Source organism: Rhodococcus sp. DT1, assembly GCF_049844875.1.
Lineage (GTDB): Bacteria > Actinomycetota > Actinomycetes > Mycobacteriales > Mycobacteriaceae > Rhodococcus.
In genome coordinates, this window is record NZ_JBNCLW010000004.1 from 186,136 (window position 1) to 211,966 (window position 25,831).

The 25,831-nt window shown below is 67.4% G+C and carries 24 protein-coding genes and 3 tRNA genes; 12 read left to right on the plus strand and 15 right to left on the minus strand.

Annotated features, from left to right (window positions below):
* Window positions 1-149: 149 nt before the first annotated feature.
* Window positions 150-674 carry a VOC family protein gene (locus ACLQ3J_RS11515; protein WP_169620868.1) on the minus strand — a complete coding sequence of 175 codons (525 nt, stop codon included), beginning with the start codon at window positions 672-674 and terminating at the stop codon, window positions 150-152.
* Window positions 675-974: 300 nt separating this feature from the next.
* A tRNA-Leu gene (locus ACLQ3J_RS11520) sits at window positions 975-1,060 on the minus strand.
* Between the two features lie 202 nt (window positions 1,061-1,262).
* On the opposite strand from ACLQ3J_RS11520, the gene ACLQ3J_RS11525 reads away from it, so the two are divergent.
* From ACLQ3J_RS11525 to pknB, 7 genes are all read left to right on the plus strand, one after another.
* Complete coding sequence (locus ACLQ3J_RS11525; RefSeq protein WP_422423265.1) at window positions 1,263-2,639, plus strand: FhaA domain-containing protein; 1,377 nt, start codon at window positions 1,263-1,265, stop codon at window positions 2,637-2,639.
* 155 nt (window positions 2,640-2,794) lie between these two features.
* Window positions 2,795-3,256: an FHA domain-containing protein FhaB/FipA gene (locus ACLQ3J_RS11530; protein WP_169620870.1), complete on the plus strand. Its 462-nt coding sequence runs from the start codon at window positions 2,795-2,797 to the stop codon at window positions 3,254-3,256.
* Complete coding sequence (locus tag ACLQ3J_RS11535; RefSeq protein WP_378527209.1) at window positions 3,253-4,746, plus strand: PP2C family protein-serine/threonine phosphatase; 1,494 nt, start codon at window positions 3,253-3,255, stop codon at window positions 4,744-4,746. The genes ACLQ3J_RS11530 and ACLQ3J_RS11535 overlap by 4 nt, the downstream gene beginning before the upstream one ends.
* Window positions 4,746-6,191 carry an FtsW/RodA/SpoVE family cell cycle protein gene (locus ACLQ3J_RS11540; RefSeq protein ID WP_169652295.1) on the plus strand — a complete coding sequence of 482 codons (1,446 nt, stop codon included), beginning with the start codon at window positions 4,746-4,748 and terminating at the stop codon, window positions 6,189-6,191. Before ACLQ3J_RS11535 ends, ACLQ3J_RS11540 begins: the two co-directional genes overlap by 1 nt.
* Window positions 6,188-7,669 (plus strand): peptidoglycan D,D-transpeptidase FtsI family protein, encoded by a 1,482-nt coding sequence (locus ACLQ3J_RS11545; protein ID WP_296551347.1) that lies wholly within the window; start codon window positions 6,188-6,190, stop codon window positions 7,667-7,669. Before ACLQ3J_RS11540 ends, ACLQ3J_RS11545 begins: the two co-directional genes overlap by 4 nt.
* 1 nt (window position 7,670) lies before the next feature.
* Window positions 7,671-9,227: a serine/threonine-protein kinase gene (locus tag ACLQ3J_RS11550; RefSeq protein WP_169620874.1), complete on the plus strand. Its 1,557-nt coding sequence runs from the start codon at window positions 7,671-7,673 to the stop codon at window positions 9,225-9,227.
* Window positions 9,224-11,137 (plus strand): Stk1 family PASTA domain-containing Ser/Thr kinase, encoded by a 1,914-nt coding sequence (pknB, locus tag ACLQ3J_RS11555; protein ID WP_169620875.1) that lies wholly within the window; start codon window positions 9,224-9,226, stop codon window positions 11,135-11,137. The genes ACLQ3J_RS11550 and pknB overlap by 4 nt, the downstream gene beginning before the upstream one ends.
* Window positions 11,138-11,203: 66 nt before the next feature.
* On the opposite strand, the gene ACLQ3J_RS11560 is transcribed toward pknB, so the two are convergent.
* Both ACLQ3J_RS11560 and ACLQ3J_RS11565 read right to left on the minus strand, forming a co-directional pair.
* Entirely contained in the window at window positions 11,204-11,866 is a 663-nt protein-coding gene (locus ACLQ3J_RS11560; RefSeq protein ID WP_169620876.1) for an aminodeoxychorismate/anthranilate synthase component II, read from the minus strand.
* 20 nt (window positions 11,867-11,886) lie between these two features.
* A complete protein-coding gene (locus ACLQ3J_RS11565) occupies window positions 11,887-12,612 on the minus strand; it encodes a DUF881 domain-containing protein (protein ID WP_169620877.1) in 726 nt (241 codons plus the stop codon).
* Between the two features lie 123 nt (window positions 12,613-12,735).
* On the opposite strand from ACLQ3J_RS11565, the gene crgA reads away from it, so the two are divergent.
* Window positions 12,736-13,002: a cell division protein CrgA gene (gene crgA, locus ACLQ3J_RS11570; protein WP_169620878.1), complete on the plus strand. Its 267-nt coding sequence runs from the start codon at window positions 12,736-12,738 to the stop codon at window positions 13,000-13,002.
* An 86-nt stretch (window positions 13,003-13,088) separates the two neighbouring features.
* Window positions 13,089-13,544 carry a PH domain-containing protein gene (locus ACLQ3J_RS11575; RefSeq protein ID WP_169620879.1) on the plus strand — a complete coding sequence of 152 codons (456 nt, stop codon included), beginning with the start codon at window positions 13,089-13,091 and terminating at the stop codon, window positions 13,542-13,544.
* Here ACLQ3J_RS11575 and ACLQ3J_RS11580 read toward each other — a convergent pair.
* Entirely contained in the window at window positions 13,529-14,455 is a 927-nt protein-coding gene (locus ACLQ3J_RS11580) for a rhomboid family intramembrane serine protease (RefSeq protein ID WP_169620880.1), read from the minus strand. The genes ACLQ3J_RS11575 and ACLQ3J_RS11580 overlap by 16 nt on opposite strands.
* A 10-nt stretch (window positions 14,456-14,465) precedes the next feature.
* On the minus strand, window positions 14,466-14,993 hold the full coding sequence (locus ACLQ3J_RS11585) for a peptidylprolyl isomerase (protein ID WP_169620881.1): 528 nt from the start codon (window positions 14,991-14,993) through the stop codon (window positions 14,466-14,468).
* 104 nt (window positions 14,994-15,097) lie between these two features.
* Between ACLQ3J_RS11585 and ACLQ3J_RS11590 the strand changes: the two genes are divergently transcribed.
* On the plus strand, window positions 15,098-15,520 hold the full coding sequence (locus ACLQ3J_RS11590) for a hypothetical protein (RefSeq protein ID WP_169652298.1): 423 nt from the start codon (window positions 15,098-15,100) through the stop codon (window positions 15,518-15,520).
* Between the two features lie 64 nt (window positions 15,521-15,584).
* Here ACLQ3J_RS11590 and ACLQ3J_RS11595 read toward each other — a convergent pair whose 3' ends face one another.
* Window positions 15,585-15,779: a hypothetical protein gene (locus ACLQ3J_RS11595; protein WP_422423267.1), complete on the minus strand. Its 195-nt coding sequence runs from the start codon at window positions 15,777-15,779 to the stop codon at window positions 15,585-15,587.
* Window positions 15,780-16,023: 244 nt separating this feature from the next.
* Between ACLQ3J_RS11595 and ACLQ3J_RS11600 the strand changes: the two genes are divergently transcribed.
* Window positions 16,024-17,961: an acyl-CoA dehydrogenase family protein gene (locus tag ACLQ3J_RS11600; protein WP_169620884.1), complete on the plus strand. Its 1,938-nt coding sequence runs from the start codon at window positions 16,024-16,026 to the stop codon at window positions 17,959-17,961.
* A gap of 60 nt (window positions 17,962-18,021) precedes the next feature.
* Here the strand turns inward: ACLQ3J_RS11600 and ACLQ3J_RS11605 are convergent, their stop codons facing one another.
* Window positions 18,022-19,317, minus strand: a complete 1,296-nt coding sequence (locus tag ACLQ3J_RS11605) for a lipase family protein (protein WP_296551342.1) — start codon at window positions 19,315-19,317, stop codon at window positions 18,022-18,024.
* A 302-nt stretch (window positions 19,318-19,619) separates the two neighbouring features.
* On the opposite strand from ACLQ3J_RS11605, the gene ACLQ3J_RS11610 reads away from it, so the two are divergent.
* Entirely contained in the window at window positions 19,620-20,720 is a 1,101-nt protein-coding gene (locus tag ACLQ3J_RS11610; RefSeq protein ID WP_378527203.1) for a hypothetical protein, read from the plus strand.
* Between the two features lie 31 nt (window positions 20,721-20,751).
* On the opposite strand, the gene ACLQ3J_RS11615 is transcribed toward ACLQ3J_RS11610, so the two are convergent.
* The 7 genes from ACLQ3J_RS11615 to ACLQ3J_RS11645 all read right to left on the minus strand — a co-directional run bounded on the left by ACLQ3J_RS11615 (window position 20,752) and on the right by ACLQ3J_RS11645 (window position 25,648).
* Window positions 20,752-21,768 carry a R2-like ligand-binding oxidase gene (locus ACLQ3J_RS11615; RefSeq protein WP_425903291.1) on the minus strand — a complete coding sequence of 339 codons (1,017 nt, stop codon included), beginning with the start codon at window positions 21,766-21,768 and terminating at the stop codon, window positions 20,752-20,754.
* Between the two features lie 26 nt (window positions 21,769-21,794).
* Window positions 21,795-22,967, minus strand: coding sequence for a Dyp-type peroxidase (locus ACLQ3J_RS11620; protein WP_169652302.1), 1,173 nt, complete (start codon window positions 22,965-22,967; stop codon window positions 21,795-21,797).
* The gene (locus tag ACLQ3J_RS11625; RefSeq protein ID WP_169652303.1) at window positions 22,960-23,478 is read right to left on the minus strand and encodes a copper chaperone PCu(A)C; all 519 of its coding nucleotides are present in this window, start codon (window positions 23,476-23,478) and stop codon (window positions 22,960-22,962) included. Before ACLQ3J_RS11625 ends, ACLQ3J_RS11620 begins: the two co-directional genes overlap by 8 nt.
* Before the next feature lie 78 nt (window positions 23,479-23,556).
* Complete coding sequence (locus ACLQ3J_RS11630; RefSeq protein ID WP_425903292.1) at window positions 23,557-24,060, minus strand: hypothetical protein; 504 nt, start codon at window positions 24,058-24,060, stop codon at window positions 23,557-23,559.
* A 137-nt stretch (window positions 24,061-24,197) separates the two neighbouring features.
* Window positions 24,198-24,270 (minus strand) — tRNA-Ala (locus ACLQ3J_RS11635).
* A gap of 138 nt (window positions 24,271-24,408) precedes the next feature.
* A tRNA-Ile gene (locus ACLQ3J_RS11640) sits at window positions 24,409-24,482 on the minus strand.
* Window positions 24,483-24,556: 74 nt separating this feature from the next.
* Entirely contained in the window at window positions 24,557-25,648 is a 1,092-nt protein-coding gene (locus ACLQ3J_RS11645) for a DUF3566 domain-containing protein (RefSeq protein ID WP_378527198.1), read from the minus strand.
* Window positions 25,649-25,831: the final 183 nt, after the last annotated feature.

Genomic DNA, 25,831 nt, shown 5'->3' on the forward strand with positions numbered 1-25,831 from the left:
GGGATGTGCGCGAGGGAGATCCACCTGTGGCGAGCGGAAGACCGGCTACGCCGAACTCGGCGATGAACGGATCGCCTGGATGCCAGACGATCCCGTGCCGATCACGGACCCTGCGATGAACTCACGCTATGGCGGGGTGACCCGCGTGGTCAGCGCACAGGAGCGCTGCTGCGTCCGTGCTTTCGTCCGCTCAACTCGGCATCGAGCGTCGCTTGCGCCGCGCGCATCTGCTCGGCGTACACCGGGTCTTGCATTCGCTGCCACATCACGTCCTCGGGTACGTCCTCGACGTGGCATGTCACCCACCAGATGTTTCCGAACGGATCCTTGATGCGTCCCCCTCGCTGACCGAACGCGCTGTCGCTCAGCTCTGTGACCACCTCGGCCCCGGCGGCGACCGACTTGGCGAACGTCTCGTCCGCATCCGGAACGAACACACGCAGCAGACTCGGCATGGTCGGCCACTCCGGGCGGCGGTCGAAGGCCAGGACCACTGTGTCACCGACCCGGATCTCTCCGTGCCCGATCGACCCGTCCTCGGTCTCGACCCGGGCGAGTTCCTCGCCGTCGAAGGCCCGCGCGACGAAGTCCAGGAAAGCGCGGGTGTCGTCGGTGACCACCCAAGGGGCGACGCTCGTGTAGCCGGCCGGGGCGGAGTTGCGTTGTTCGGACATGGGCGGTTCCCCCTCGACGCTGTTTCCCTGCGGTCGTGGGCAACGCTATGTACGAAAGAGGTCGGATTCGGTCCTCGATGCTGCGGTTTCGGAATCTGCGATCCGAAAGACTGCGCGAGGACCAGGAACGTCAGGACATCGCAGCGTGGGTCGGCAGTCGTCGAGAGACCGGGGTCACCGGGGGCGCAGCCCGCGAGATGCCGATACACGCACTCCGCGGCCCTTTCCGAACGAAAAACGAGGCCCCGATCTCTTTCGAGTTCGTGACCTCGTTCGTGTGCAGTTCGTTGGAACTGCTCCTGGTGGGCGAAGGGGGACTTGAACCCCCACGTCCCGAAGGACACTGGCACCTGAAGCCAGCGCGTCTGCCATTCCGCCACTCGCCCGAGCAACGCAGAAAACAGTAACACAGCTCCTAATCAAACAACGATTCGCCTGGTCAGGGCGAAAACGGAGCCTCACGGGACCCCGGCGCACTACCGATCGGAACACGCAGGGGGTGCCACCCGGTCCAAACGTGGAAAAAGTGGATACCATGCAGTTGCACGATCTGCATCACGACACGCGGAGACCTGAAAGGGGGTCGCAATGGGCATCGCCCAACGATTCGAACGCAAGCTTCAGTCCGCTATCGGCGACGCTTTCGCCCGCGTGTTCGGCGGCGGCGTGGTTCCTCAGGAAGTCGAAGCTGCGCTGCAGCAAGAGGCGACCGACGGCGTCCAGCAGCTCGATCGAGGCCATACCCTGGCCCCGAACAAATACGTGATCACCATCAGCGAATCCGATCATGAGGCCCTCGCTGCCGACCGGGACTTGACTGTCAAGGCCTTCGCGCGTCACCTTGATGACTTCATCCGTGAACAGGGATGGCAGACGTACGGTGACATCCAGGTCGTCTTCGAGTCGTCGTCGGCACTGCACACAGGGCAGTTCCGGACTCGCGGCTCGGTTGATCCAGATGTGGGGCGCTCAGCGGCGCGCGCCCCGGCTCCGCGGAACCCGCAGATCCGCCCAACAGTGACACCCGAACCAGGAGTTGGCCCCATGACGCAGAACCCCGGCTACGAACCGAGCCGTGACCCCGCCGAGGCGGAACCGCAGTACGCACGCAACGGTCACGCGCACGTCGGCCAGGATCAGCGTTACGCACAGGGCTACAACAACGGCGCGGGCTACGCAGGTAGCCAGGCCTACAGCGACCCGCAGCAGGGCGGTTACGACAACCAGCCCCAGGGTGGCTACGGCGACCCGGCCCAGGGCGGATACGACCAGCAGGCCTACAGCGATCAGAACTACGATCCGCAGGGCTACCAGCAAGGCTATTCCCAGCAAGGCGGCTACGACCAGCCTGCCGGTTACGACCAGCAGGGCGGGTACGACCAGCCTGCCGGTTACGACCAGCAGGCCTACGGCGCGCAGCCCCAGGCATACAGCCAGGACTACGGCCGCGACGGCGCTCAGCAGTACGGGCAGCCCGGCTACGACGATCGTTACCAGGCTCCGCAGCCGCAGGGCGGCGGATACGACCAGGGCTACGCCGACCAGGGTTACCAGGCTCAGCCGTACGGCCAGCAGGGCTACGCCGAGCCGGCATACGACCAGGGCTACGCGGCAGCAGAGCCGGCGTACGACCAGGGTTACGCGGGAGGTGGCTACCAGTCCCCCGCCGCCGGTCGTGTGCTGACGGCCACCCTGCAGCTCGAAGACGGCAGCGGCCGGTACTACCAGCTCCGTGAGGGCAGCAACATCATCGGTCGCGGGCAGGACGCACAGTTCCGTCTCCCCGACACGGGTGTCTCGCGTCGTCACATCGACATCCGCTGGGACGGCCAGGTCGCGATGCTTTCCGATCTCGGATCCACGAACGGCACCACCGTCAACGGCGCGTCCATCCAGGACTGGCAGCTGGCCGACGGCGATATCGTCCGGGCGGGCCACTCGGAAATCCTTGTGCGCATTCTCTGAGCTGCGGATATCCAGGGCCTACGGGGTCCGTCGACACCGTCCGACGCGTGTACTGCGCGTCGGACGCTGTATCGAGTCGGCCGTGTCCGTATTGTGAGTGACCGCAGCGCACCGGACGGCATATGCCGGTCGACCGAGCCGAAGGAGGATGAGCCGTGCAGGGGTTGATTCTGCAACTGACCCGGGCGGGTTTCCTCCTCCTGTTGTGGTTGTTCGTGTGGTCCGTGCTGCGCAGTCTGCGGTCGGACATCTACGCGGGAACTGCTCGACCGTTGCCTCGGTATTCGCCGAAGCAGTCGATGCTCCCGTCGCTGGGCCGCAACAAGACCGCCAAATATCTCGTGGTGACCCACGGTGCGCTCGCAGGCACCCGGATCACCCTGGGCACCCAGCCCGTCCTCATCGGCCGCGCCGACGACTCGACGCTGGTGCTGACCGACGACTACGCCTCGACCCGGCACGCCCGGTTGTCGCCGCGGGGATCCGACTGGTACGTCGAAGACCTCGGGTCGACCAACGGCACGTATCTGGATCGTGCGAAAGTCACCACCGCTGTCCGCGTCCCTCTCGGTACGCCTGTCCGAGTGGGTAAAACCGTGATCGAGCTCCGCCCGTGACCCTTGTATTGCGTTATGCCGCCCGCAGCGACCGCGGCCTCGTCCGATCGAACAACGAGGACTCCGTCTACGCCGGCGCACGTCTGCTCGCGCTTGCCGACGGTATGGGCGGGCATGCGGCCGGTGAGGTCGCCTCCCAGCTGATGATCGCCGCGCTCGCGCATCTCGACGACGACGAGCCCGGTGGTGACCTCCTCGGAAAGCTCGATTCCGCGGTCCGTGAAGGCAACGCCTCTATCGCCGATCAGGTGGACGAGGAACCCGAACTCGACGGGATGGGCACCACCCTCACGGCCATCCTGTTCGCCGGAAGCAAGCTCGGACTCGCGCACATCGGCGACTCCCGCGCCTATCTGCTGCGCGACGACCAGCTCACCCAGATCACCCGTGACGACACGTTCGTGCAGTCGCTGGTGGACGAGGGTCGTATCACTGCCGAGCAGGCCCACACCCATCCCCAGCGTTCGCTCATCATGCGCGCCCTGACCGGCGCCGAGGTCGAGCCGACGCTGACCGTCCGCGAAGCGCGGGCCGGCGACCGCTACCTGATCTGCTCGGACGGCCTGTCGGATGTCGTGAGCGACGAGACGATCGCCAACACGATGCGCGAGGGCACCCACGACGAGTGCGCCGACCGGCTCATCGAACTGGCGTTGCGCAGCGGTGGCCCCGACAACGTCACCGTGGTCGTCGCCGACGTGATCGACCTCGACTACGGGCAGAGCAAGCCGATTGTCGCCGGCGCCGCGTCGGGCGACAACGACGAGGACACTCCCCCTCCGAACACCGCTGCCGGACGCGCCGCCGCGATGCGCCCGCCGCGCGCCGCTCCGAAGCGTGTGATCGTCCAGGCGCCCGAGACGCCCCCGAAGAAGCGCAGCCGGCTGTGGTGGCCCGTCGTCATCCTCGCGCTGGTCGCGCTCCTCGCGGTCGGCTTGGTCGTCGGCCGCCAACTCGTCCGCAACAACTACTACGTGGGCGACAACAGCGGAGCGGTGACCGTCCTGCGCGGCCTGCCCGGAAACGTCTTCGGGTATTCGCTGCAGGAAGCCGCCCTCGTCGGATGCCTCACCGACGACGGCACGCTGACCCTCACCGCACCCGGTGATGCGCGGTGCCGGGTCATGCTCGTCGACGATCTGTGGCCTGCCGCGCGTGAACAGGTTCGCGCGGGCTTGCCGTCGGGCTCGCTCGAGGACACGAGCGCTCAGATGGAACGTCTCGCCGAGATGGATCTGCTGCCCGTGTGCTCCGTCGAGGAAACACCCCCGACCGAACCCACTCCGGCACCGCCGGCGACTCCGGCACCCGGAACGGACGGCACTGCCGCACCCGGCGTTCCTCCCGCCGAAGCTTCTGCGCCGGCACCACCGGCACCCGGGGTCGACGGTCAGCCGCTCCCCGCGCCCGAGACGACCGCGCCCGAGGTACCGGCGGCACCTCCTGCGCCGCCCCAGATACCCGGCCAGAACTGCAGGGTGGGCGCCTGATGTCGGTGACCCATGGCGCGGGGGCCTTCCCAAGTCCCCCGGGTGGCTTCGCTCCGGCACCGGTTCAGTCGACAGGTCGTAATACCGAACTTCTCCTGATCCTGGGTGCCATCGGCATCACCACGGTGTCGCTGATACTCGTCGAGGCGAGCCTCGAGCAGACGATCACCCCGGATCTCCTGAAGTACGGCGTGACGTACGCGGCGCTGTTCCTCGTCGCGCATCTCGCCGTGCGCCGGTTCGCCAAGTACGCCGATCCGTTCCTGCTGCCGATCGTGGCGTTGCTCAACGGACTGGGCCTGGTGCTCATCCACCGGCTCGACCTCGCCGACCAGGAGAACGCCCGCTACATGGGGGTGGAAGCGCCGTCACCCGATGCCACCCAGCAGGTGCTGTGGACCGCGCTCGGAATCGTGCTGTTCATCGCGGTCCTCGTGTTCCTGCACGACTACCGTCTGCTCGCGCGGTACAGCTACACCCTCGGCCTGATCGGACTGGTCGCGCTCGCGATTCCGGCGCTGCTGCCGTCCCGGTTCTCCGAGGTCAACGGCGCGAAGATCTGGATCAAGCTGCCCGGATTCAGCATTCAGCCGGGTGAGTTCGCCAAGATCCTGCTGATCATCTTCTTCGCGTCGGTGCTCGTCGCGAAACGCGATCTGTTCACCACCGCCGGCAAGCATTTCCTCGGCATGGACTTCCCCCGGGCTCGTGATCTCGGCCCGATCCTCGCGGCCTGGGTTCTCTCCATCGGTGTGATGGTGTTCGAGAAGGACCTCGGTACGTCGCTGCTGCTGTTCACCACCGTTCTCGTGATGCTGTACATCGCGACCGAACGCGTCGGCTGGCTGGTGATCGGCTTCTCGCTGCTCGCGGTCGGGTTCTATTTCGCGTACCAGATGTTCGGCCACGTCCGGGTGCGTGTCGAGACGTGGCTCGACCCGTTCGCCGATTACAACAACACCGGCTACCAGATCTCCCAGTCGCTGTTCGGTCTCGCGACCGGCGGTGTCGCGGGTACCGGTCTCGGAAGCGGACGGCCGATCCAGGTGCCGTTCGCGAAAACGGACTTCATCGTCGCCACCATCGGTGAGGAACTCGGTCTCATCGGGCTCGCCGCCATCCTGCTGTTGTTCCTGATTCTGGTCATCCGGGGCCTTCGCACCGCCCTGGCGATCCGCGACAGCTTCGGCAAGCTCCTCGCCGCCGGCCTGTCGTTCACCCTGGCGGTCCAGCTCTTCGTGGTGGTCGGAGGCGTGACGAAGTTGATCCCCCTGACGGGCCTGACCACACCGTTCGTGTCGTACGGCGGTTCGTCTCTGCTCGCCAACTATCTACTCCTGGCACTGCTGATGAAGATCTCCCATGCTGCCCGCGAGCCTGTGGTTCCGCGGAAGAAGGCCACGCCGATCGCGGACGCGCCGACGGAAATGTTGGGGCGCGAATGAACGGTCCGCTTCGTAAGGTCGCGATGGCGGTGATGTTCATGGTCGTCGCTCTTCTCGCCAACGCCACGTATGTGCAGGTCATCAAGGCCGATGACCTGCGCACCGATCCGCGCAACTCCCGCGTGCTGATCGACGAGTACTCCCGTCAGCGCGGTCAGATCGCCGCGGCCGGGCAGGCGCTTGCCGTCTCGATCCCGACCGACAGCCGCTACAAGTACCTGCGTGAATATCCGGCGCCGCCGAATCAGCCCATGAGCCCGCTCGCCTACGCGCCTGTCACCGGCTTCTACTCGATGCAGTACGGCAGCACCGGACTCGAGCGCTCCGAGGATGCGCTGCTCAACGGGTCCGACAACCTGCTGTTCGGTCAGCGATTGTTCGATCTGGTCTCCGGGCGCAATCCCCGTGGCGGCAACGTCGTCACGACGATCGACCCCGTCATGCAGCAGGTCGCGTACGACGAACTGACGAGCAGGGGCTACACCGGTTCGGTCGTCGCGATCGAACCCAGCACGGGCCGGATCCTGACCATGGTGAGCACGCCCAGTTACAACCCCAACCGGCTCTCCGGACACGACGGGGCGGCGACGTCGGCGGCGTGGGACGAACTCAACGCCGATCCCGACAAGCCGATGCTCAACCGCGCGATCTCGCAGACCTATCCGCCGGGTTCGACCTTCAAGGTCGTCGTCACGGCCGCGGCCCTCGAGTCCGGCGTCACCCCGGACACCCAGCTCACCGCTGCCCCGAACATCACCCTGCCCGACACGGCGACCACCCTCGAGAACTACGGTGGTGCCGCGTGCGGTGGCGCACCTACGGTGACGCTGCGTGAGGCGTTCGCACGCTCGTGCAATACCGCCTTCGTCGAAATGGGCATCGCCACCGGGCGGGAAGCCCTCGTCGACCAGGCCGAAGCGCTGGGAATCGACGAAAACATGGAAGTGCCACTGCCGGTCGCGCCCAGCACCATCGGGCCCATCCCGGACGGGGCCGCTCTGGGCCAGACGAGCATCGGGCAGCGCGACGTTGCGCTCACCCCGCTCGAGAACGCGTCGATCGCCGCGACCATCGCCAACGGTGGTGTCCGGATGGAGCCGTATCTGGTCGAGCGTCTGCAGGGTCCCGATCTCGCGGTACTCGAGGAGACCACACCGGAGTCCCTGGGCCAGGCCATTGCGCCGGAGGTCGCCGCGACCCTCACCGACCTGATGGTGGGTGCCGAGGACTTCGCCGGAGGCCAGGGCATCCCCGGTGTGAAGATCGCGTCGAAGACCGGGACCGCGGAGCACGGCAGCGATCCTCGCAACACCCCGCCGCACACGTGGTACATCGCGTTTGCGCCGGCGCAGCAACCCACTATCGCCATCGCGGTGATCGTGGAGGACGGTGGCGACCGTGCACTCGCCGCGACCGGCGGCTCAGTGGCCGCGCCCATCGGACGAGCCGTGATCTCGGCCGGGTTACAGGGAGGCTGACATGGCTTTGAGCAACGGCGCCATGATCGCCGACAGATATCGACTCCAGCGCCTCATCGCGACCGGCGGCATGGGACAGGTGTGGGAGGGACTCGACACCCGGCTCGACCGGCGCGTCGCGGTCAAGGTGCTCAAGGCCGAACTCTCGGGCGACGAGGACTTCCTCGCGCGCTTCCGGTTCGAGGCGCGCACCACCGCACAGCTGAACCACCCGGGCATCGCCGGGGTGTTCGACTACGGCGAGACCACCGACACCGAAGGCCAGTCCATCGCCTACCTGGTGATGGAACTGGTCCACGGCGAACCGCTCAACGCGGTGCTTTCGCGGGTGGGCCGGCTTTCGCTTCCCCACGCCCTGGACATGCTCGAGCAGACCGGGCGTGCGCTGCAGGCCGCGCACAATGCCGGTGTCGTGCACCGCGACGTCAAGCCCGGGAACATCCTCATCACGCCCACGGGGCAGGTGAAGATCACGGACTTCGGCATCGCGAAGGCCGTCGACGCGTCTCCGGTCACCCGCACCGGCATGGTGATGGGAACCGCCCAGTACATCGCCCCGGAGCAGGCTCTCGGGCAGGAGGCGACCTCCGCGAGTGACGTGTACTCGCTGGGCATCGTCGGCTACGAGGTGCTGTCGGGTCGCCGCCCGTTCCTCGGCGACAGCGTGGTGACGGTCGCGATGAAGCACGTCCAGGAGACACCGGCTCCGCTGCCGAACGATCTCCCGGCCGAGGTGCGCGAACTCATCAGCATTGCGATCTCGAAGGACCCGCTCCAGCGCTATTCCAACGGCGGCGAGTTCGCGAACGCGGTGGCCGCGGTGCGCTCGGGCCGGGCTGCGCCTCCGCCCGGCAACGTGCCGCCGGTGACCAGCGCGAATCGCGTCCTGCCGCCCGGGGTTCCGGGCACCTCGGCGCCGACTGCCGCCACGCGCGCGCTCGATCCGAATCAGTACTACTCCCCGACCGCCTACACCCAGCCGCAGACCGGTGCGCTGCCCCCGACAGCGGGACAGCCGCCCGTCTCGGGACCGCCGACGACGGGTGGGCCGGCCGGCGACGGTGACGGCGGCAAACGCGGGCCGAGCCCGACTGCGTTGGCGTGGGCCGCGGGTGCGGCGATCCTGCTCGCCCTGGTGACGCTGGGGATCGTCTTGTTCGGCGGGGACGACGAGGGAACGCGAACACCCGGACCGTCGCCGACGACCCAGATCACGACGACCCGTCCCTCGACGACCACGACGACGCGGCCCCCTCGGACCACCACGATCACCCAGGAAACCGTGCCTGCCCCGGCCCCGGTCGAGACACCGACTTTCGACGCACCCACCACGACCGTCCCGCCGACCACCACGGTGCCGCCGACGACGGATGCTCCCACCACGACCGTCCCCACAACCACGAACGCGACAACCACACCCACCACGACCACGGTGACGGCGCCGGACGCCGGCGAGACCGACGGTGAGGCGGACGGAGACGCAGACGGCGGGGACCCAGATCCCGAAGCCAGCAACGGTACGAACAACGCACCGCCGGACACCCAAGGAACGTCATGACCACACCGCGCAAGCTCTCCTCTCGGTACGAGCTGGGTGAGATCCTCGGCTTCGGCGGCATGTCCGAGGTACACCTCGCGCGGGACACACGGCTCGGCCGGGACGTGGCGATCAAGGTTCTGCGTGCGGATCTCGCGCGCGATCCCACGTTCTATCTGCGTTTCCGTCGCGAAGCACAGAACGCCGCGGCGCTCAATCATCCCGCGATTGTCGCGGTCTACGACACCGGCGAGGCCGAGACCGATGCCGGGCCGCTGCCCTACATCGTCATGGAGTACGTCGAGGGCGACACCCTGCGCGACATCGTTCGCCGCGACGGCCCGATGGCACCCAAGCGCGCGATGGAGGTCATCGCCGACGTCTGCGCAGCGCTGGACTTCAGCCACCGCAACATGATCGTGCACCGGGACGTCAAGCCCGCGAACGTCATGATCAACAAGGCCGGGGCCGTGAAGGTCATGGACTTCGGCATCGCCCGTGCGTTGTCGGACGCCGCCAGCCCCATGACGCAGACCGCCGCCGTGATCGGTACGGCCCAGTACCTGTCGCCCGAGCAGGCGCGCGGCGAGCAGGTCGACGCGCGGTCGGACGTGTATTCCGTCGGCTGCGTGCTGTTCGAAATCCTCACCGGCGAACCGCCGTTCAAGGGCGACTCTCCCGTGGCGGTCGCATACCAGCACGTCCGGGAGGATCCGCCGCTGCCGTCGTCGGTGAATCCGTCGATTCCGCACGAGCTCGACTCGGTGATCCTGAAGGCGATGGCGAAGAATCCCGCCAACCGCTACCAGTCCGCAGCCGAGATGCGCAGCGACCTGATCCGGGTACTCAACGGTCAGCGACCCAGCGCTCCGATGGTGATGACCGACGAGGACCGCACCACCCTGCTCGACTCCGCGGATACGAATCCGGGACGGCACGCGCGAGTGGCGCCGGCCGCCCCGGCGGGTGCTGCGGGGAGCAGTGATTCCGGTGGAGGCGGCGGGTCGGTCACCAAGCGCGTGCTCCTCGGTCTCGTCGCGCTGGTGGTCGTGGGCATCGTGGGTGTGTTCCTGTGGTCGCTCGGTCCCGGTTCGACCGCCGCACAGGTGGCGGTCCCCGATGTCCGGAACCTGACCTCGGATGTGGCGGAGAACCAGCTGCAGGACGCCGGTTTCCGGGTGTCGATCCAGCAGAAGAACGATCCGGTGGTGGCACGTGGCAACGTCATCAACACCCGGCCCGTCTCGGGTACGCAGGTCGAAGAGGGATCGACCGTGACACTCGAGGTGTCGAGCGGGCCGGAGCAGGTGCAGATCCCCCGCCTCACCGGAATGTCACAGCAGCGGGCCGCGCAGGAGCTCGCCGCCGTGGGTCTGCGTCTCGGCTCGGACGTGCAGCGAGCGCCGTCGGACGCCGACGATGTGGATCTCGTGGTCGGACAGAGCCCGGCCGCGGGCGCGAGCATCGAGCGTGACGGCGAAGTCACCATCACGCTGGGAAGCGGACCGGAACAGGTTCGGGTGCCCAACGTGGTCGGTCAGGCCACCGCCGTGGCCACCGGCAACATCGAAGGTGCCGGCTTCGAGGTCGTCGTCGAGCAGGTCGACTCGAGCGAGCCGGACGGCACTGTGGTGTCGACGAGCCCCGCGGGCGGCGCGTCCGCAGCACAAGGGTCGACGGTGACGATCAAGGTCTCCAACGGTGACCGCGTCGAGATGCCGGTGGTCACCAACCGCTCGGTGTCGGAGGCGCTGTCGGCGCTGCGGAGCGCCGGGTGGACCGGCTCCGCGTCGGATCTCGTGCAGACTCGTGAAGCCACGCTGTCCCCGGACCTGGTGGGCACCGTGATCACCCAGGCGCAACCTCCGGGCTCGGAGATTTCCAAGACCCAGACGATCACGATCGGTGTGGGAGTTCTCGGTATCCGCTGATCGCTCCCGCCTGACGACGAAGGTCCCGGACATCATGTCCGGGACCTTCGTCGTAGTGCGTGCGGGTCAGGCAGCGCCACCGTCGAGCGCGCGTGCCATTTCGGCCTCCAGCTGCGCGACGAGAGTCTCCTCCGGCGCCTCGCCGCACATCCCGAGCCAGTTCGCGAGCATCCGGTGACCACCTTGGGTGAGCACGGACTCGGGGTGGAACTGCACGCCGTGGATCGGCAACTCGGAGTGGCGCAACGCCATGATGACGCCGCTCTCGGTGTGACCGGTCGCCTCGAGCTCGGCTGGCATGGTTTCGGGAAGGACGGTCAGCGAGTGGTAGCGCGTGGCGGTGAAGGGACTGGGCAGGCCCGCGAGAACACCGGTGTCGTTGTGCCGCACGACGCTGGTCTTGCCGTGCAGCAGTTCAGGGGCCCGGTCGACCGTCGCGCCGAAGGCGACCCCGATCGACTGGTGTCCCAGACATACGCCGAGCAGCGGAGTGCTCGTGTCGGCGCACGCCTTGACGAGGTCGATGCTCACGCCCGCACGCTCGGGGGTGCCCGGTCCCGGGCTCAGCAGCACACCGTCGAAGTCCTGGGCGACACGGGCCAGGGCGCCGGGCGCGGTGAGCCGGTCGTCGTCGTTGCGCCACACGTCGGCCGTCGTGCCGAGCTGCCCGAGATACTGGACCAGATTGAAGACGAAGCTGTCGTAGTTGTCGACGACCAGGATGCGCATGCCACGAGAGTACCCACAGGTCAGCGGGCGGGCGCGCCCCCGGTATAGGCGGGAACGGACTTGTCGTCACCCGCGGTCTGCGTGTAGCCCAGCCCGTAGCGGGTCGCGTACTGCTTGTACAGCCGGATACCCGGTTCGGCCCCGAGGGCAGCCTCGAGACGCGACCGGTCGCCGAGGGCGGTGATGACGTAGGGCGGGGAATACGTGCGGCCGTGGAGCAGCAGAGTGTTGCCGATACAGCGCGGCGCCGACGTCGCGACGATCCGCTGGTCCTGCATCGAGATGGCCTCGGCGCCGCCGGCCCACATCGCATTGAGCACGCTCTGGACGTCCTGCTGGTGCACCACGAGGTCGTCCGGCGACGCACCGGACGGATACTTACCGTCGGCGTCGCGCGACGCATCGGTGAGGGTCACCGTGATCCCCGGTCCGCGCAGAGCCGTCTGCCCCGCCGGATCCGCGACGGCGGAAAGTTCGTCGAGCACGGACGCGACGTCGCCGTCGGTCGCGGCGACGCGGGCCTGCACCTGCGCGACCTGCTGGGCGAGGTCGTCACGGGTGGTCGCGAGGTCGTCGGTTCCGGATTGTGCGGCCCGGACCAGATCGGACAGGCGCGGCGAGTCACCGACGCGGAGTTCGTTGCCGTCGGAGACGCCGCGGGTGGTACCGATCAACAGACCGCCCACGAGGCACACGGCCAGGGTCGCGGAACCCCAGGCCACTCGACGCGGCCGCCACTCGGACACCTCACCCCTCCGTTCCGGCCTTACGTTAGCGTGAACAGGACAGCGTTAGCGTATACAGCACAGGTAGCTGCCCAACTTACTCCGCTCGTCCGGCACGGGCGGAGTCGCAAGAACGAGGACACGATGCCCAAGTCGAAGGTACGTAAGAAGGACGACAGCGCGGCCCCCAGGACGGTGAGCCGCACACCGGTGAAGGTGAAAGCTGCGCCGTCGAGCACCCTCTACGTGTCGGTGATGCTCGGCCTCATGATCATCGGTTTGCTGTGGCTGGTGGTGTATTACCTGGCCGCAGAACAGATTTCGTGGATGAATTCGCTGGGTGCCTACAACTTCCTCATCGGATTCGGGTTCATGGTGGCCGGGCTCGTCATGACGATGAGATGGCGCTGAAATCGCGCCTCGTTCTGTGGATTACATCTTTGTTATTCATCCCCACCTGGGGATAACCCTGTGTACAAAGCGATGTGAGGGCTGACGTGAGCGCCGAGAACACACCACGGTGGTCCACTCCGCCCGGCGCCGTCGTGGCCCTTGCTGCCGGAGGCGTCGCGCTCGCGGTGGCGGCTGCGACGGCGGTCGATGCGGCCGGACGTGTCCTCGTGGGGGTCGCGGCCGCACTGGTGCTCGCATTCGCTGCCTCCGCCTGGCGCCAGCGTCCCCGCCTCGAGGTTCTACCCGAATCCTCGGGACTCGCCGTGACCCGGCTGACGGGACGACGCGAGTACCCGGCCGCGGCGCTGCACCGCGTGCGACTCGTGGAGTATCCCCGCATGGGCAGGCGGGTGCCCATGCTGGAAATCGACACTATTGATCCTCGCGACGGCTCCGAGAGCCTGATGATCTTCGGTCGCTGGGATCTGGGAGCCGACCCCCGCGAGGTGCACGAAGCACTCGGCGCGCGGGGGCTGGCACCCGATCACAAGCCCAGCTGAGCCCGTAAGCGAAGAACCGCGACCACGACCACCGCCACGACGAGGATGGCGACCGCACCGAGTGCGACCCATCCCGTGCGAGTCGCCCGCGCGCGATCGTTGCCCGCACGGAGCGATTGCGGCCCGTACAGCAGTGCCGCGGTGGCGGCCGCACCTGCCACCAGCCCGCCGAGATGTCCCCACAGGGAGATCCCCGGGATCGTGATGCTGATGACCACATTCAGCGCGACGACCGCCAGCACCGGAGCGGGACTGCGGCGGAGCCTCATGAGGATCACCGCTTGGGCGCCGAGCAATCCGAAGACCGCACCGGACGCGCCGGCCGTGACGGCCCCCGTCTGCAGGAGCATCACCGCGGCGGAACCGCCGAGGATCGAGATCACGTACACCGACAGGTAACGGGCGCGGCCGAGAACCAACTCGGTGTCGCGGCCGATGATCCAGAGCGCGAACATGTTGATCGCGAGATGCATCAGGCCGAAGTGCAGGAATCCGCTGCCGATAATCCGGATGTAGTCACCGTTGGCGGCGATCGCCGGCGGCCACAGAGCCCAGTCGAGAAACAGCGGTGACGACCGCTCGTTGTTCATCACGCTGCCGGACTGTGCGGCCGTGACGAGGAAGACCAGGACGTTCAGCGCGATGAGCGTGTACGTCACGATCGGGGTCGTCTTCGCCGAACGTGCGGGCGCACCCGCGATGGTCCGGGCCTGCGGGGTGGACCGGGCGGCCTCGGCGACACAGTCCACGCAGTGCTGGCCGACCGCGGCCGGACGCAGGCACTCGGGACAGTACGGACGCCCGCATCGAGTGCAGGTGAGCAGAGTGGGGCGATCGGGGTGGCGGACGCACCTCGGCTGGGGCTGCCGGCCACCACCCTCGGCCGCAGGACCCCAGCCGGGGTTCGTCATGGCACTTCTCTCAGGAGATGGTGATGCTGTTGATGACGACCTCGTCGACCGGACGGTCGGCGCGATCGGTGCTGGTCGTGGCGATCTCGTCGACGACCTTCTTCGAGTCGGCGTCCACGACCTCACCGAAGATCGTGTGGCGACGGTTGAGGTGCGGCGTCGGGCCGACGGTGATGAAGAACTGCGAGCCGTTGGTGCCCGGGCCCGCGTTTGCCATGGCGAGCAGGTAGCCGCGGTCGAACTGCAGTTCGGGGTGGAACTCGTCACCGAACTGGTAGCCCGGGCCGCCGCGACCGGTGCCGGTGGGGTCGCCGCCCTGGATCATGAAGCCGTCGATCACGCGGTGGAACACCGAACCGTCGTAGAACGGTCCGCTGGACTCGCCCTTCGCGTTCGCGGACTTGTATTCCTTGGTGCCGGTGGCGAGTCCGACGAAGTTTTCCACGGTCTTCGGGGCATGGTTGCCGAAGAGCGCGATCACGATGTCTCCGCGGTTGGTGTGGAGGGTGGCGGTTGCTGTCTGATTCGGTGACGTCATTCCCCTATGGTGCCATTCCTGGCTTCGGGGCCTACGCGGTCCTTCCCCTGTCGGCACCGCACGACAGACGGGAACACGTGCTGCGGTATGGAAGAGTGGGACGTATGACGAAGGTGAGCGACTCCAGCACCCGCAGCGGTTCCCTCCCCGACCTCGTATATCCCCTGGCACAGACGGGAAGCCTGAGCGACGCCCTGCATGTCGCCGGCGAGGGCGCGGTCACCCTGGCGCAGGGATCCGCGGCGGCAGGCCTCGTGCTCTCCCGCCAAGGGCTGGAACTGACGAAAAATGCCGTCGAGCGGGTCCAGGACGCCCGCCGGGAGAAGGCCGCGCTCGCCGCCGCACCTCGTCGGCGCACAGCGCCCCGCCCGGGACGCAAGGCACTCGTCACGACGGGCGCGCTCGCCGCGGTCGTGCTCGGCGCACTCGCGTTGTACCGGAGTCGGCGGCCGGCGCACCCGCCGATCGCGCCGGAACCCCCGCGCGTACGTCCGGCGGCAGGTGACACGACTCCCGCCACCGACTGATCCTGCCGCGAGCGCATCTCGAACGAGTGAGCGCTCGGAGACCCGCACTCGTGCGGGGCCCGGCTCACCGGTGGGCGGGCATCCCCGGGACAGGGGGCATCCCCGGGACAATGGGATCCGGCACGGCGGGCGAGTCGGCCGGCATGCCACCGTATTCGCGTTCGGCGCTGCGTATCTCGTGATCGACGATGCGGCACGAGACGAAGTACAGAAGCACGACGAGTGCGAGAAGAACGGGTACGGACGCAAGTAGGGCCATGGTCGCCTCCAGTTCGATCCGAAGATCGACGAGGGTTGACGGGCGGACGCGTCGGCGGTGACTACTCGAGAGTAGGCCTGTATCGCGCACCCGGCATCTCGAGACACCGCAGCCCCGGGTGATCTGTTTCACACCTCCGGTGCACGTCCTGCGATTACTCACCGGTATCGGTCCGTCCAATCCTGTGACGTGCGACACAGAAGGGTGAATACTCGCCGGTAGGCAAGCCCTTCTGGAGGCAGACATGGCAGAAACGCGCGTCACCGAACAGCAAGCCCGTGAGGTCGCCGAAGAAGCACGAGAAGCGGACTGGACGAAACCGTCGTTCGCCAAACACCTCTTCCTCGGCAGGTTCACCCTCGATCTCGTCCATCCCTTCCCCCGTCCCACACCCGACGAAGACGCCCGCACCGAAAAATTCCTCACCTCGCTGCGGAACTTGTGCCGGGACATGAGCGGCCCGACCATCGAGCGCGAGGCACGCATTCCCGACGACTACATCCGCGGGTTGGCGGAACTCGGGTGCTTCGGCATGAAGATCCCCGAGGAGTACGGCGGCCTGGGCCTGTCGCAGGTCGCCTACAACCGGGCTCTGATGCTCGTCGCGTGCGTACACCCCAGCCTGGGAGCGTTGCTCTCGGCCCACCAGTCGATCGGTGTACCCGAACCGCTGAAACTGGCGGGCACCCCGGAGCAGAAGAAGCGGTTCCTGCCGCGCTGCGCGCGCGGCGCGATCTCGGCGTTCCTGCTGACCGAACCGGATGTCGGTTCCGACCCCGCACGACTCGCCACGAGTGCGGTTCCGGTCGAGGACGGCCGGGCGTACGAACTCGACGGCGTGAAACTGTGGACGACCAACGGTGTGGTCGCCGAGTTGCTCGTGGTCATGGCGCGGGTCCCCAAGAGCGACGGGCATCGCGGCGGTATCTCCGCGTTCGTCGTCGAAGCCGATTCGCCCGGCATCACCGTCGAACGCCGCAACTCCTTCATGGGCCTGCGAGGCATCGAGAACGGCCTGACCCGCATGAACAAGGTGCGCGTTCCCGCCGAGAACCTCGTCGGACGCGAAGGCGACGGCCTCAAGATCGCCCTCACGACACTCAACGCCGGACGGCTTGCCATCCCGGCGATGTGCGCCGGAGCCGGCAAGTGGGCGCTCAAGATCGCCCGCGAGTGGTCGGAAGCCCGGGTGCAGTGGGGCAAAGCACTCGGCGAACACGAGGCGGTGGCCGCCAAGATCTCGTTCATCGCGGCGACCTCCTACGCACTCGAGTCCGTGGTCGAACTGTCCGGCCAGATGAACGACGAGGAGCGCAACGACATTCGCATCGAGGCCGCGCTCGCGAAGTTGTGGGCCAGCGAGATGGGCTGCGCCATCGCCGACGAGTTGATCCAGATCCGCGGGGGCCGCGGCTACGAGACAGCCGAGTCGCTCGCCGCACGCGGTGAGAGAGCCGTGCCCGCAGAACAACTCGTCCGGGACCTGCGCATCAACCGCATCTTCGAGGGCTCGAGCGAGATCATGCGGCTACTGGTGGCCCGAGAGGCAGTCGACGCACATCTCCGTGCCGCCGGCGACCTGATCGACCCGAAGGCGTCTCTCGAGACCAAGGCGCGCGCCGCGGCGAAGGCGAGCGGCTTCTACGCCAAGTGGCTGCCCTCGCTGGTGGCAGGAAAGGGCCGCCTTCCCGGAGCTTTCACCGAATTCGGCATCCTCGCACCACATCTCCGGTTCGTCGAACGTAGCTCGCGCAAACTCGCCAGGTCGACGTTCTACGGCATGGCCCGGTGGCAGGGCGGTCTCGAGAAGCGTCAGAACTTCCTCGGCCGCATCGTCGACATCGGTGCCGAACTGTTCGCCATGTCGGCCAGTTGTGTGCGCGCCGAACGTCAACGCGCCGACGGCCATCCGGGTGCCGATGCCGCATACGAACTCGCCGACGCCTTCTGCCGGCAGTCCCGGCTACGGGTAGAGGCGCTGTTCGACGGATTGTGGAGCAACACCGACGATTCCGACCGGAAGCTCACCCGCGGTGTCCTCGACGGTCGCTACAGCTGGCTCGAGAACGGCATCCTGGATGCGAGTGAAGGAACAGGCCCGTGGATCGCGGAATGGACACCGGGCCCGTCCACGGAAGAGAACGTGGCTCGCCGGATCATCGACACCAGAAACGTCGTGTAGGCGCAGAACCACAACGGCCCGCCCTCGTGACGAGGGCGGGCCGTTGCGTTCGGGGTCGCGTCAGAAGGCGCCGCAGTTGGACGGCGCGGGTGCGTCACGCAGACGCGCGTCGAGGTACTGGACCGCGTTGGGCAGTCCCGTGAGCAGCGGTACAGCGTGGTTGATCACGAAGCCCGGCAGGATCGGCGGCGTGAGGTTCGCGTCGAACTGGACGGTGGCGCCGTTGTCGCACCAGTCCAGCGCGAGCTGGCGACCCTGCCCGTAGGGAACCGTGTCGTCCTGCGTGCCGTGCTGGAGAAGCACCGGGATCTGCGGGGTCAGGCGGCCGATGCGCTGCTCGTCGATCGCTTTCTGGACCTGGGGAAGCCGGCCGACCACCACGTCGAGAGGTTCACCGGTGCGCGTGAAGTCTTCGGTCCGCTGGAACGCAACAGTGGCAACGGTTTCCGGAACACACTGGTTCGCCACCGCGGCGAGCATGGCGCGGCCGCGGTCGTTGATCTCGGCCTCGACCTCGGAGCGAATCTCCGGGTATGCCTCGATCAGCCCGTTGATCGTGTAGCCCACGGCGCCGGTGAGGAGCGTGCCGTCGATCTGCTTCAGCGTGGCCAAGAGATCGGCGGGAGGCGCACCGACGTAGGCGCCCTTGAGGTTCAGTTCCGGGGCGTACGTGGGAGCGAGTTCGGCTGCGGCCCCGCTCGCACCGCCACCCTGGGAGTATCCGTACAGCCCGACGGGACTGTCGGGGGTAAGGCTCGTTCCGGGAAGATTCAGCGCCGCCCGGACCGAATCCAGCACCGCGTAGGCCTCGGCAGCCCTGTTCACGTATGTGTGGTGCCCGGGAGTCCCGAGTCCGTCGTAGTCCGTCACCACCACCGCGATGCCCTGGAGCAGCAACGCATTGATCGACAGCAATTCGTACTCGGTGAACAGATCGAGCGGCGGGTTGTACTGCACCAGCGCACCGAGATTGCGCGACGGAGCGCACTGGTCGCCCTGTCCGTGCGTGCCGACCGCCACCGCGACGAGAGGGCGAGGTCCCTCACCGTTCCACACGGTCGACGGCTCGAGGTACGTGCCGCTCACCGCATTGGGTGCGCCCTTCGCATTGTTCGAGCGGTACAGCAACCGCGTCCCCTGCGCGGGGAACACACCGTCCCCGGTCGGAACCCGGATGGCAAGATCGGACGGTTCGCTCCGGAGGATGTCTCCCGGGCTTCCCCCCTGCTCCAGCGCGGGCGGCGTGTAGAAGTCGCCCTCGGCGTGTGCCGTCGCCGGCGCCGCCAGAAGTCCCCCCACGAGCGCTGCGGATGTCAACGCCGCTGCCGCCCACTTCCGGGTCCTGCTCGTTCCCATATTTCCTCCACCACATCCCGGACCTAGGCGTGCCTTCGGTCACATGGTACGGACTGTAACACGTACATTACCGACCGGTAAGGCGATGCTCGGGCGCAGGACACGAGGTGAGACGGCCCCGGAAACCCGGTCGCGGAAGCTCGGTGCGTGCTCGGTTTGCACCCGCAGGAAGGGATGACAGTTGCGCGACGACCGGTATGTGGTATGTCCTGATCATGACGATCGGGGTCGCGGCGCGGCACAACCACACGGAGTGGTGCCGGTAGCAAGATGGACCCGGATCGACAGACGAGGGGAGAGTCATGGCAATCGGGGTGGGGCTCCGAATCGGAAGGGTCGTGTCCACAGCGGTGGTCGCGTCCAACGAACCCGGCACTCCCGACCCGGTGGTCATCGCCCGCGACACCGTTCTCCATATCGGCCGGGACGACTCGACCTTTCTCGGTGGCTCCGCGCGGGCCGACGACGAGGTCCGGACGCTCAGCGGTTTCCTCTCCCGCGTAGGTGACCCCGCAGGACTCTCGGCGAGCGACGGGCGCGTCTACCGCGCGGAGGACGCCATGGCGACGGCCATCCACTGCCTGCTCACCGAGTGCCATCCCCTGCCGACGTTCGGCGGTATGGACAGGGACAGCGACCCCGGATACACCGCCACCTACCCCTCCCACTGGGACCCCGCGACCGTCGCAACCCTCCGATCCGCGCTCGACTTCGCCGATCTCCGGCACGTCGATCTGGTGTCGGACGCGCAGGCTGCGGCCACCTGGTATGCCTCCGAGATCTCGGAAACGCCCGGTCAGCTCGTCGGGGTTTATCACGTCGACGACGTGGGTTCGACTGTGACGCTGGTGCGCTCGGGTGTCCCCGTCGGCAAGGCATTCCGGGTTCCCGTCAAGAACGCACCGTCACCCGCAGCCCAACTCGCGTCGGCACTCGGTTCGTTCGGATGGTTGTCGGACAATCTCGACGCCGTGGTCGTCATGGGTGACGGACTCGTCGCGCGTGATCGCTCGCATATCCAGGAGATCGCCAACAGCCTCGCGACCAAGCTGATGGTGCGTAGTCTCGTCGGACCGGGGCCCGAGCAGACCGCGGCGCTCGGCGCGGCGATTCTCGCCGCTGGTTTCACTCCGGCGCGCGAGACGAAGAAGACCCGGATCGGTCTGCCGCCCTCCTACGATGAAACGGACGTGCTCACCGGTGGCCTCGCACGTCTGAAAGCCATCGAGGATCTGTACGAGACGGAGAACTCCGCCGCTGCGGTCGCGGTGACGGTAGAACCGGACACCGCAACCCGCCAACCTCCCCAGCCGGTGCGAAGCCAGGCCGACACCGTGCGGATAGCCGCTGCCGTGCTGCTGGCGGTGCTGGTCGTGGTCGTCGCCGCCGCGGTCCTGATCTGAACCCGCGCGGAATCCCGATCACGGTCGGGATCTAGCGAGGACTTCCGTCTCCCCCGTCGGCGATCGACGCCAGTTCGGCCGCGTCCTCCGCACCGAACTTCTCCTCGAGCGATTCCGGTGAGTAATCGAGATCGATCTCCTCCACCGGGCGACCGCGAGCAGATTCGATGGCGCCTAGACGCCGCTCGGCCCGGTCGGCGGCGTAGGAGACGAATTCGTCGGGATCCAGCCCGTACGGCTGCTCGTCGAACTGATCGTTGACCCACCCGATCATGCCGAGTGCCATCGGAAGCAACTCGTTCATACGCTGTTGCACCACAGCCCAATTCGAGTCGTCTGCCGCGACGTGCCGCCGGCAGGTGAAGGTGCCCCACGCCATGTGCCGGCGCTCGTCGTCACCGATACGCCGGACCAGTTCCTGCATTCCGGGAAGGATGCCGCGCGTCGTGCAGACCTTCTGCCACGCGTAGTAACCGGTGAGCGCGAGGCTCCCCTCGATCACATGGTTGTAGGTGACGCTCGCGCGTACCTGGTTGGCCGGCGACGGATCGGACTCGAGCAGTCGCAGCGAGTTCGGCAACTCGTCGTAGAACAGCTGCCGGTAGAACGGATTGTCAGCGACATAGGGATGTAGATCGGAGGTGAGCCCCACCGAGTCCATCCACAGCCGGAACACCTGCAGGTGCTTGGCCTCCTCGAAGCAGAACTGCGTCAGATACATCTCGTCGCCGATCCGCCCCTCGGCCTCCATCGCACGCACGAACGGCTGGATGTCCTGGGTGACGGCTTCTTCTCCCGCGGCGAACTGCGCGACGAGGAATGTGGAACTGCGGCGCTGCTCGGAGGTGAGCGCCTGCCAGTCGGCAGCGTCGCGCGAAAAATCGAGATCCGCAGGATCCCAGAATTTCGCGTTGCCCTTCGCGAAGAGTCGGAGCGGGAAGGCGTCCCAGTTGAGGCCGCCTTCCCGCAGCGACGCGAACCCGAGACGTGTCTGTGTGCTTCCGGTCACACCCCGAGGGTAACCCCGCCCCGGGCGTCCCGGAAGCATTCGCCACCGGCACGTCCGGCGCGAGTTCACCCGGCCAGGAGCGTGTCTCCCGGATAGCCCTCCGGACCGAAGCCCGGTGGAACGACGAACACCGCGGATCCGACGGGGGTGATCCACGGATTGAGCGCATCATGCTCGGCGAGGCGCTGCTGTACGGGGACGAACTGACGGTCCACATCGACCTGGTACGCCGCGAACAACAGCCCTGCGCCGTCGTCGTCGTAGTTGTATCCCCGACGCAGGAATTGCTCGTCGGCGGTCCGTGGCCGCGCCCTCGCCACGTGCGACTCCGGTGGGATCACCGGAATCCCGTACCGGTCCGTGGCCTCGAAATCGGCGTCGTCATGCTCCTCGGTGCCGGTGAGCGGAGCACCGTTCGACAGGGTCCGGCCCACCGCGAGCTCTCGTGCGGGCCGGTCGAGTTCGTCCCACGTGTCGAGTTCCATCCGGATCCGGCGAAACACGAGCGAGGTTCCGTCGCGCAGCCACTCCGGTTCACCGGGGTTCCAGACCTGCCGCCCGAAGTCCGGGCTGCCCGGCGCCGGATTGACGGTGCCGTCCACCTGGCCCATCAGATTCCTCATCGTCATCCCGTCGGGCCTGGCGCCTACGGCATGCCGGAATCCCCGCTGTACCCAGCGCACGGTGGCCAGCGATCGCACGTTCTTGGTCAAGGTGCGCGTGGCGTGGGAAACCACCACGGGATCGTCGGCACACACCTGCAGCACCAGGTCCCCACCCGACCACCGGTCTTCGAGGCGATCCACCGCGAACTCGGGAAGGGGACGTAACCACGCCGGACGCCGGTCGGCCAGTCCCGCGGCGTCGAACACCACCGGTCCGAATCCCACGGTGATCGTGAGCCGAGCCGGATCCACCGCGAGTTCCGGTTCGGTGTCCCCCAGCGCGGGCCGTCCGGCAGTGAGGCGCCGTATGTCCTCCGCCCACACCTTCATGATTCCGGCCAGGCCCGCGCGGTCGACACCGCTCGCGAGATCGAGTGCGGCGAACGAGGCGAACGCCTGCGGCGGGGTATCGATCCCGGCTTGGTGACGGCCGTGGGGGTCGATTGTGGCCGCGCCCATGCGCTCGGGCGTCCGGGATGCCACGGCTGCGCCACCACCGACCGCCGCGAGACCGGCCGCCCCTACGGCTGCCAGTCCTCCACCGAGTAGATGACGGCGGCTGAGCTCAGCCACCGTGACCCGCCCCGGTTGTCGCCGGCTCGTACTCCTCCTGTGCCCCTGCGAAGTCGCGGACCTGCGCGGTGAAGTCCTTCACGGATCCGTCCTCGAATTCCAGGGAGAAGGTGACGTCACTGCCGGGCCTGATCGGTTCGACGATGTCCATGAGCATCAGGTGGTCGCCGCCGGGAGCGAGGCTGTGGGTGCTTCCGGCTCCGATCACGAGGCCGTCGGCCATTTCGCGCATCACCATCGCGCTTCCCCCGTCCGGGGCCATCTCGTGCAATTCGGTACGGCTCGCGCTCGGGCTCGATACTGCGACCACATGCAGGTCCGTATCGGCCGTGTTGGACAACTCGGCAAAGGCGCCGGTCATGCCCGAGTCGGCGGCCTTGACCCAGGCATCCGACACCGTCAGCGCCTCGGCGGCAGTGGGCGGCGCATCGGTCGATCCGCAGGCGGTGAGCACGGCCAGAGCAGCGGCAACTCCCGCAACGGCCACGGTACGAACAGTTTTTCTCGTCATCGGTAACTCCAGGAAAGTGGGTTGGCGCGCGAGGGCGCCGACCGCCGTAGGAACGGTGGTCAGGGAGGGAAAAGGAGGTCAGACCGTGACGAGCGGTGGTCCACGGGTCGAGACTCCCGTGGCGAAGACCTGCATCCGGCGCACCGCGGGGCGGTACCCCACGGGGAGTGCGGCCCGAACGGGCAGAGAGGAGGAGGGTCCGTGGATCGCGGCGATGCGGCGCACCGCGTTCAGTGCGAGAGCGCTACCCCGTTCTGCGCCGCGTATCAGGGCGGACGCAACGAGGACCGCTGCCAGGTGAGCAGCAAGCATGCCCGGTCCGGGGAGATGAAAGTGGCCGCTGCCCAGCGACAGTGCGATATGACCGAAGACCTGCCCGGCGAGGAGTAGCGGTACGACCGCCACCCGGGTGCCCGCCGCAACGGCGCCCGCGATCACGGCGACGGAGAGAAGAACCGTGAGGGCGGTAGTGCCCGGATATGCGCCCTCCGCAACGGCGTGCGCGACGATCGCGACCACCCCACAGGTGCCACCCACGAAGCCACCGCGCATGCGCGCGAGAAGCTGAGGGTCGGCGGCCATGCCCCCGATGATACGTCTCGTACTACAGAGCGTCGTATGTGATGCAGCACTGTCGCGCCGGGTTTCACGTGAAACGCACGCAACCCGCAAGTACGACGAAACCCACCCCCTGAACGGAGGTGGGTTTCGTGTTGCTGTGGAGCCTAGGAGATTCGAACTCCTGACATCTGCCTTGCAAAGGCAGCGCTCTACCAACTGAGCTAAGGCCCCGTACGCCGACTAGCGACTGGGTACCTCGTGCCACTCGTCCTCACTACGCAGCATGCGAGCAAGTCCGACGACCGCCAGAAAACCAGCTCCCACAGCGATCAGGAACTTCATTTCTGGCTGCCTTTCGGGCACGGGGAGTGGGCCTAGGAGGACTTGAACCTCCGACCTCTTCGTTATCAGCGAAGCGCTCTAACCGCCTGAGCTATAGGCCCTCGAACCGGATGGAACACTACCCCACCGACGCCGGATGATTCAAATCGCCTCGACGGGGCAGCATTCCTGCAGGTCAGTCCGGGTCTGCGAGCGTTACCTGAACGCCACCGACGAGGTCGGTGCACAGGTTGTAGATGAACGCTCCGAGGGTCGCGAGAGCGGTCATGAGAACCATGTTGGCCAGGCCGATCACGGTCGCGTACCCGAACACCTGGCCCACCGTGACGAGTCCCTCACTGCCCGCATCGCTCACGATGTCGGTGAACGCGCTGTTGAGCCTGTCCCACACGCCCATCCCGGCGAGCACGGCGTAGAGCAGACCGACCGCGATCATCCACACGAAAAACAGCGAGACGGAAATCACGGACGAGATCTTCAGCATCGACCACGGGTCGATCCGCCGCACCTGCACCGTGGCGCGTAGTGCATCACCGGTGTCGACACCCGCGGGGGCCGGGGCAATCGCCGTCGGACCCACCTTCGGGGTCTCCCCCGTTGCCGGCGCGACAGGCGTCGGATGCTTGACGGCGGAGAGATCGGGCAGATCCTTCGCAAGATCCTTGCGCTCGATATGCCGCGTGGGCCCGTCGATGACCGCGGCTTTCGCCTTCGCCGCAGCACGGTCGTTGCTCGCGCGCTCGTTGGTGGTGCGCGTAGCCGACGCCGAGGAACCGGAGTTACCGGAGTTCATCGCGGCCGCTGCCGTACCCGTCACGACCGGACGGGTCGACGGTGCCGGATTCTGAGCTGCGGCAGGCTTGCCGGCGGGAGGCTGGCCACCCGTCGACGGCCGCGAAGCGGAGGATCCGCCGCCTGCCGCCGGCCCGGACTTGCCGAGACCGGGGCCGACTCCGGGCAGGTTGGTCTGCGGCGTCTTCTGCGGCGAAGAACCGCCCTGCGCGGTCCCTTGCTGGCCGCGCTGCCACGGCGGGGTCTGGCCACCCGGACGCGCCGTCTGGTTGGCGGGCCTCGCCGAGCGGGACTGATCGCCGCCCTGCGACGACTGTGCTGTCGCAGCTCCGGACGGTGCCCCGCCCTGGTTCCCGGTGCCCGGATTTCCCGCGCTCTGGTTCCCGGCGCCCTGGTTCGCCTTGGGAGCCTCCGGTTGCGGCGCTGCCGCAGCCTGACGAGGCTCCTCGCTGCGTACCTGCGACTCGCTGCGCACGGACTCCTCGCGCTGTGCGGGCTTCGCCGTACCGGCCGCCGGACCCTTACCTTCGGACTTCGGCGTCTCGCGGGCCTTCTCAGGGGCCTTCCCGGAAACCTCCGCCGGCTTCGACGGAGCGGATTGCCCAACCGGGCCACCGCTCTGCGGAGATCCGGCAGGCTTGTCCGCCGCCGTGTTCTG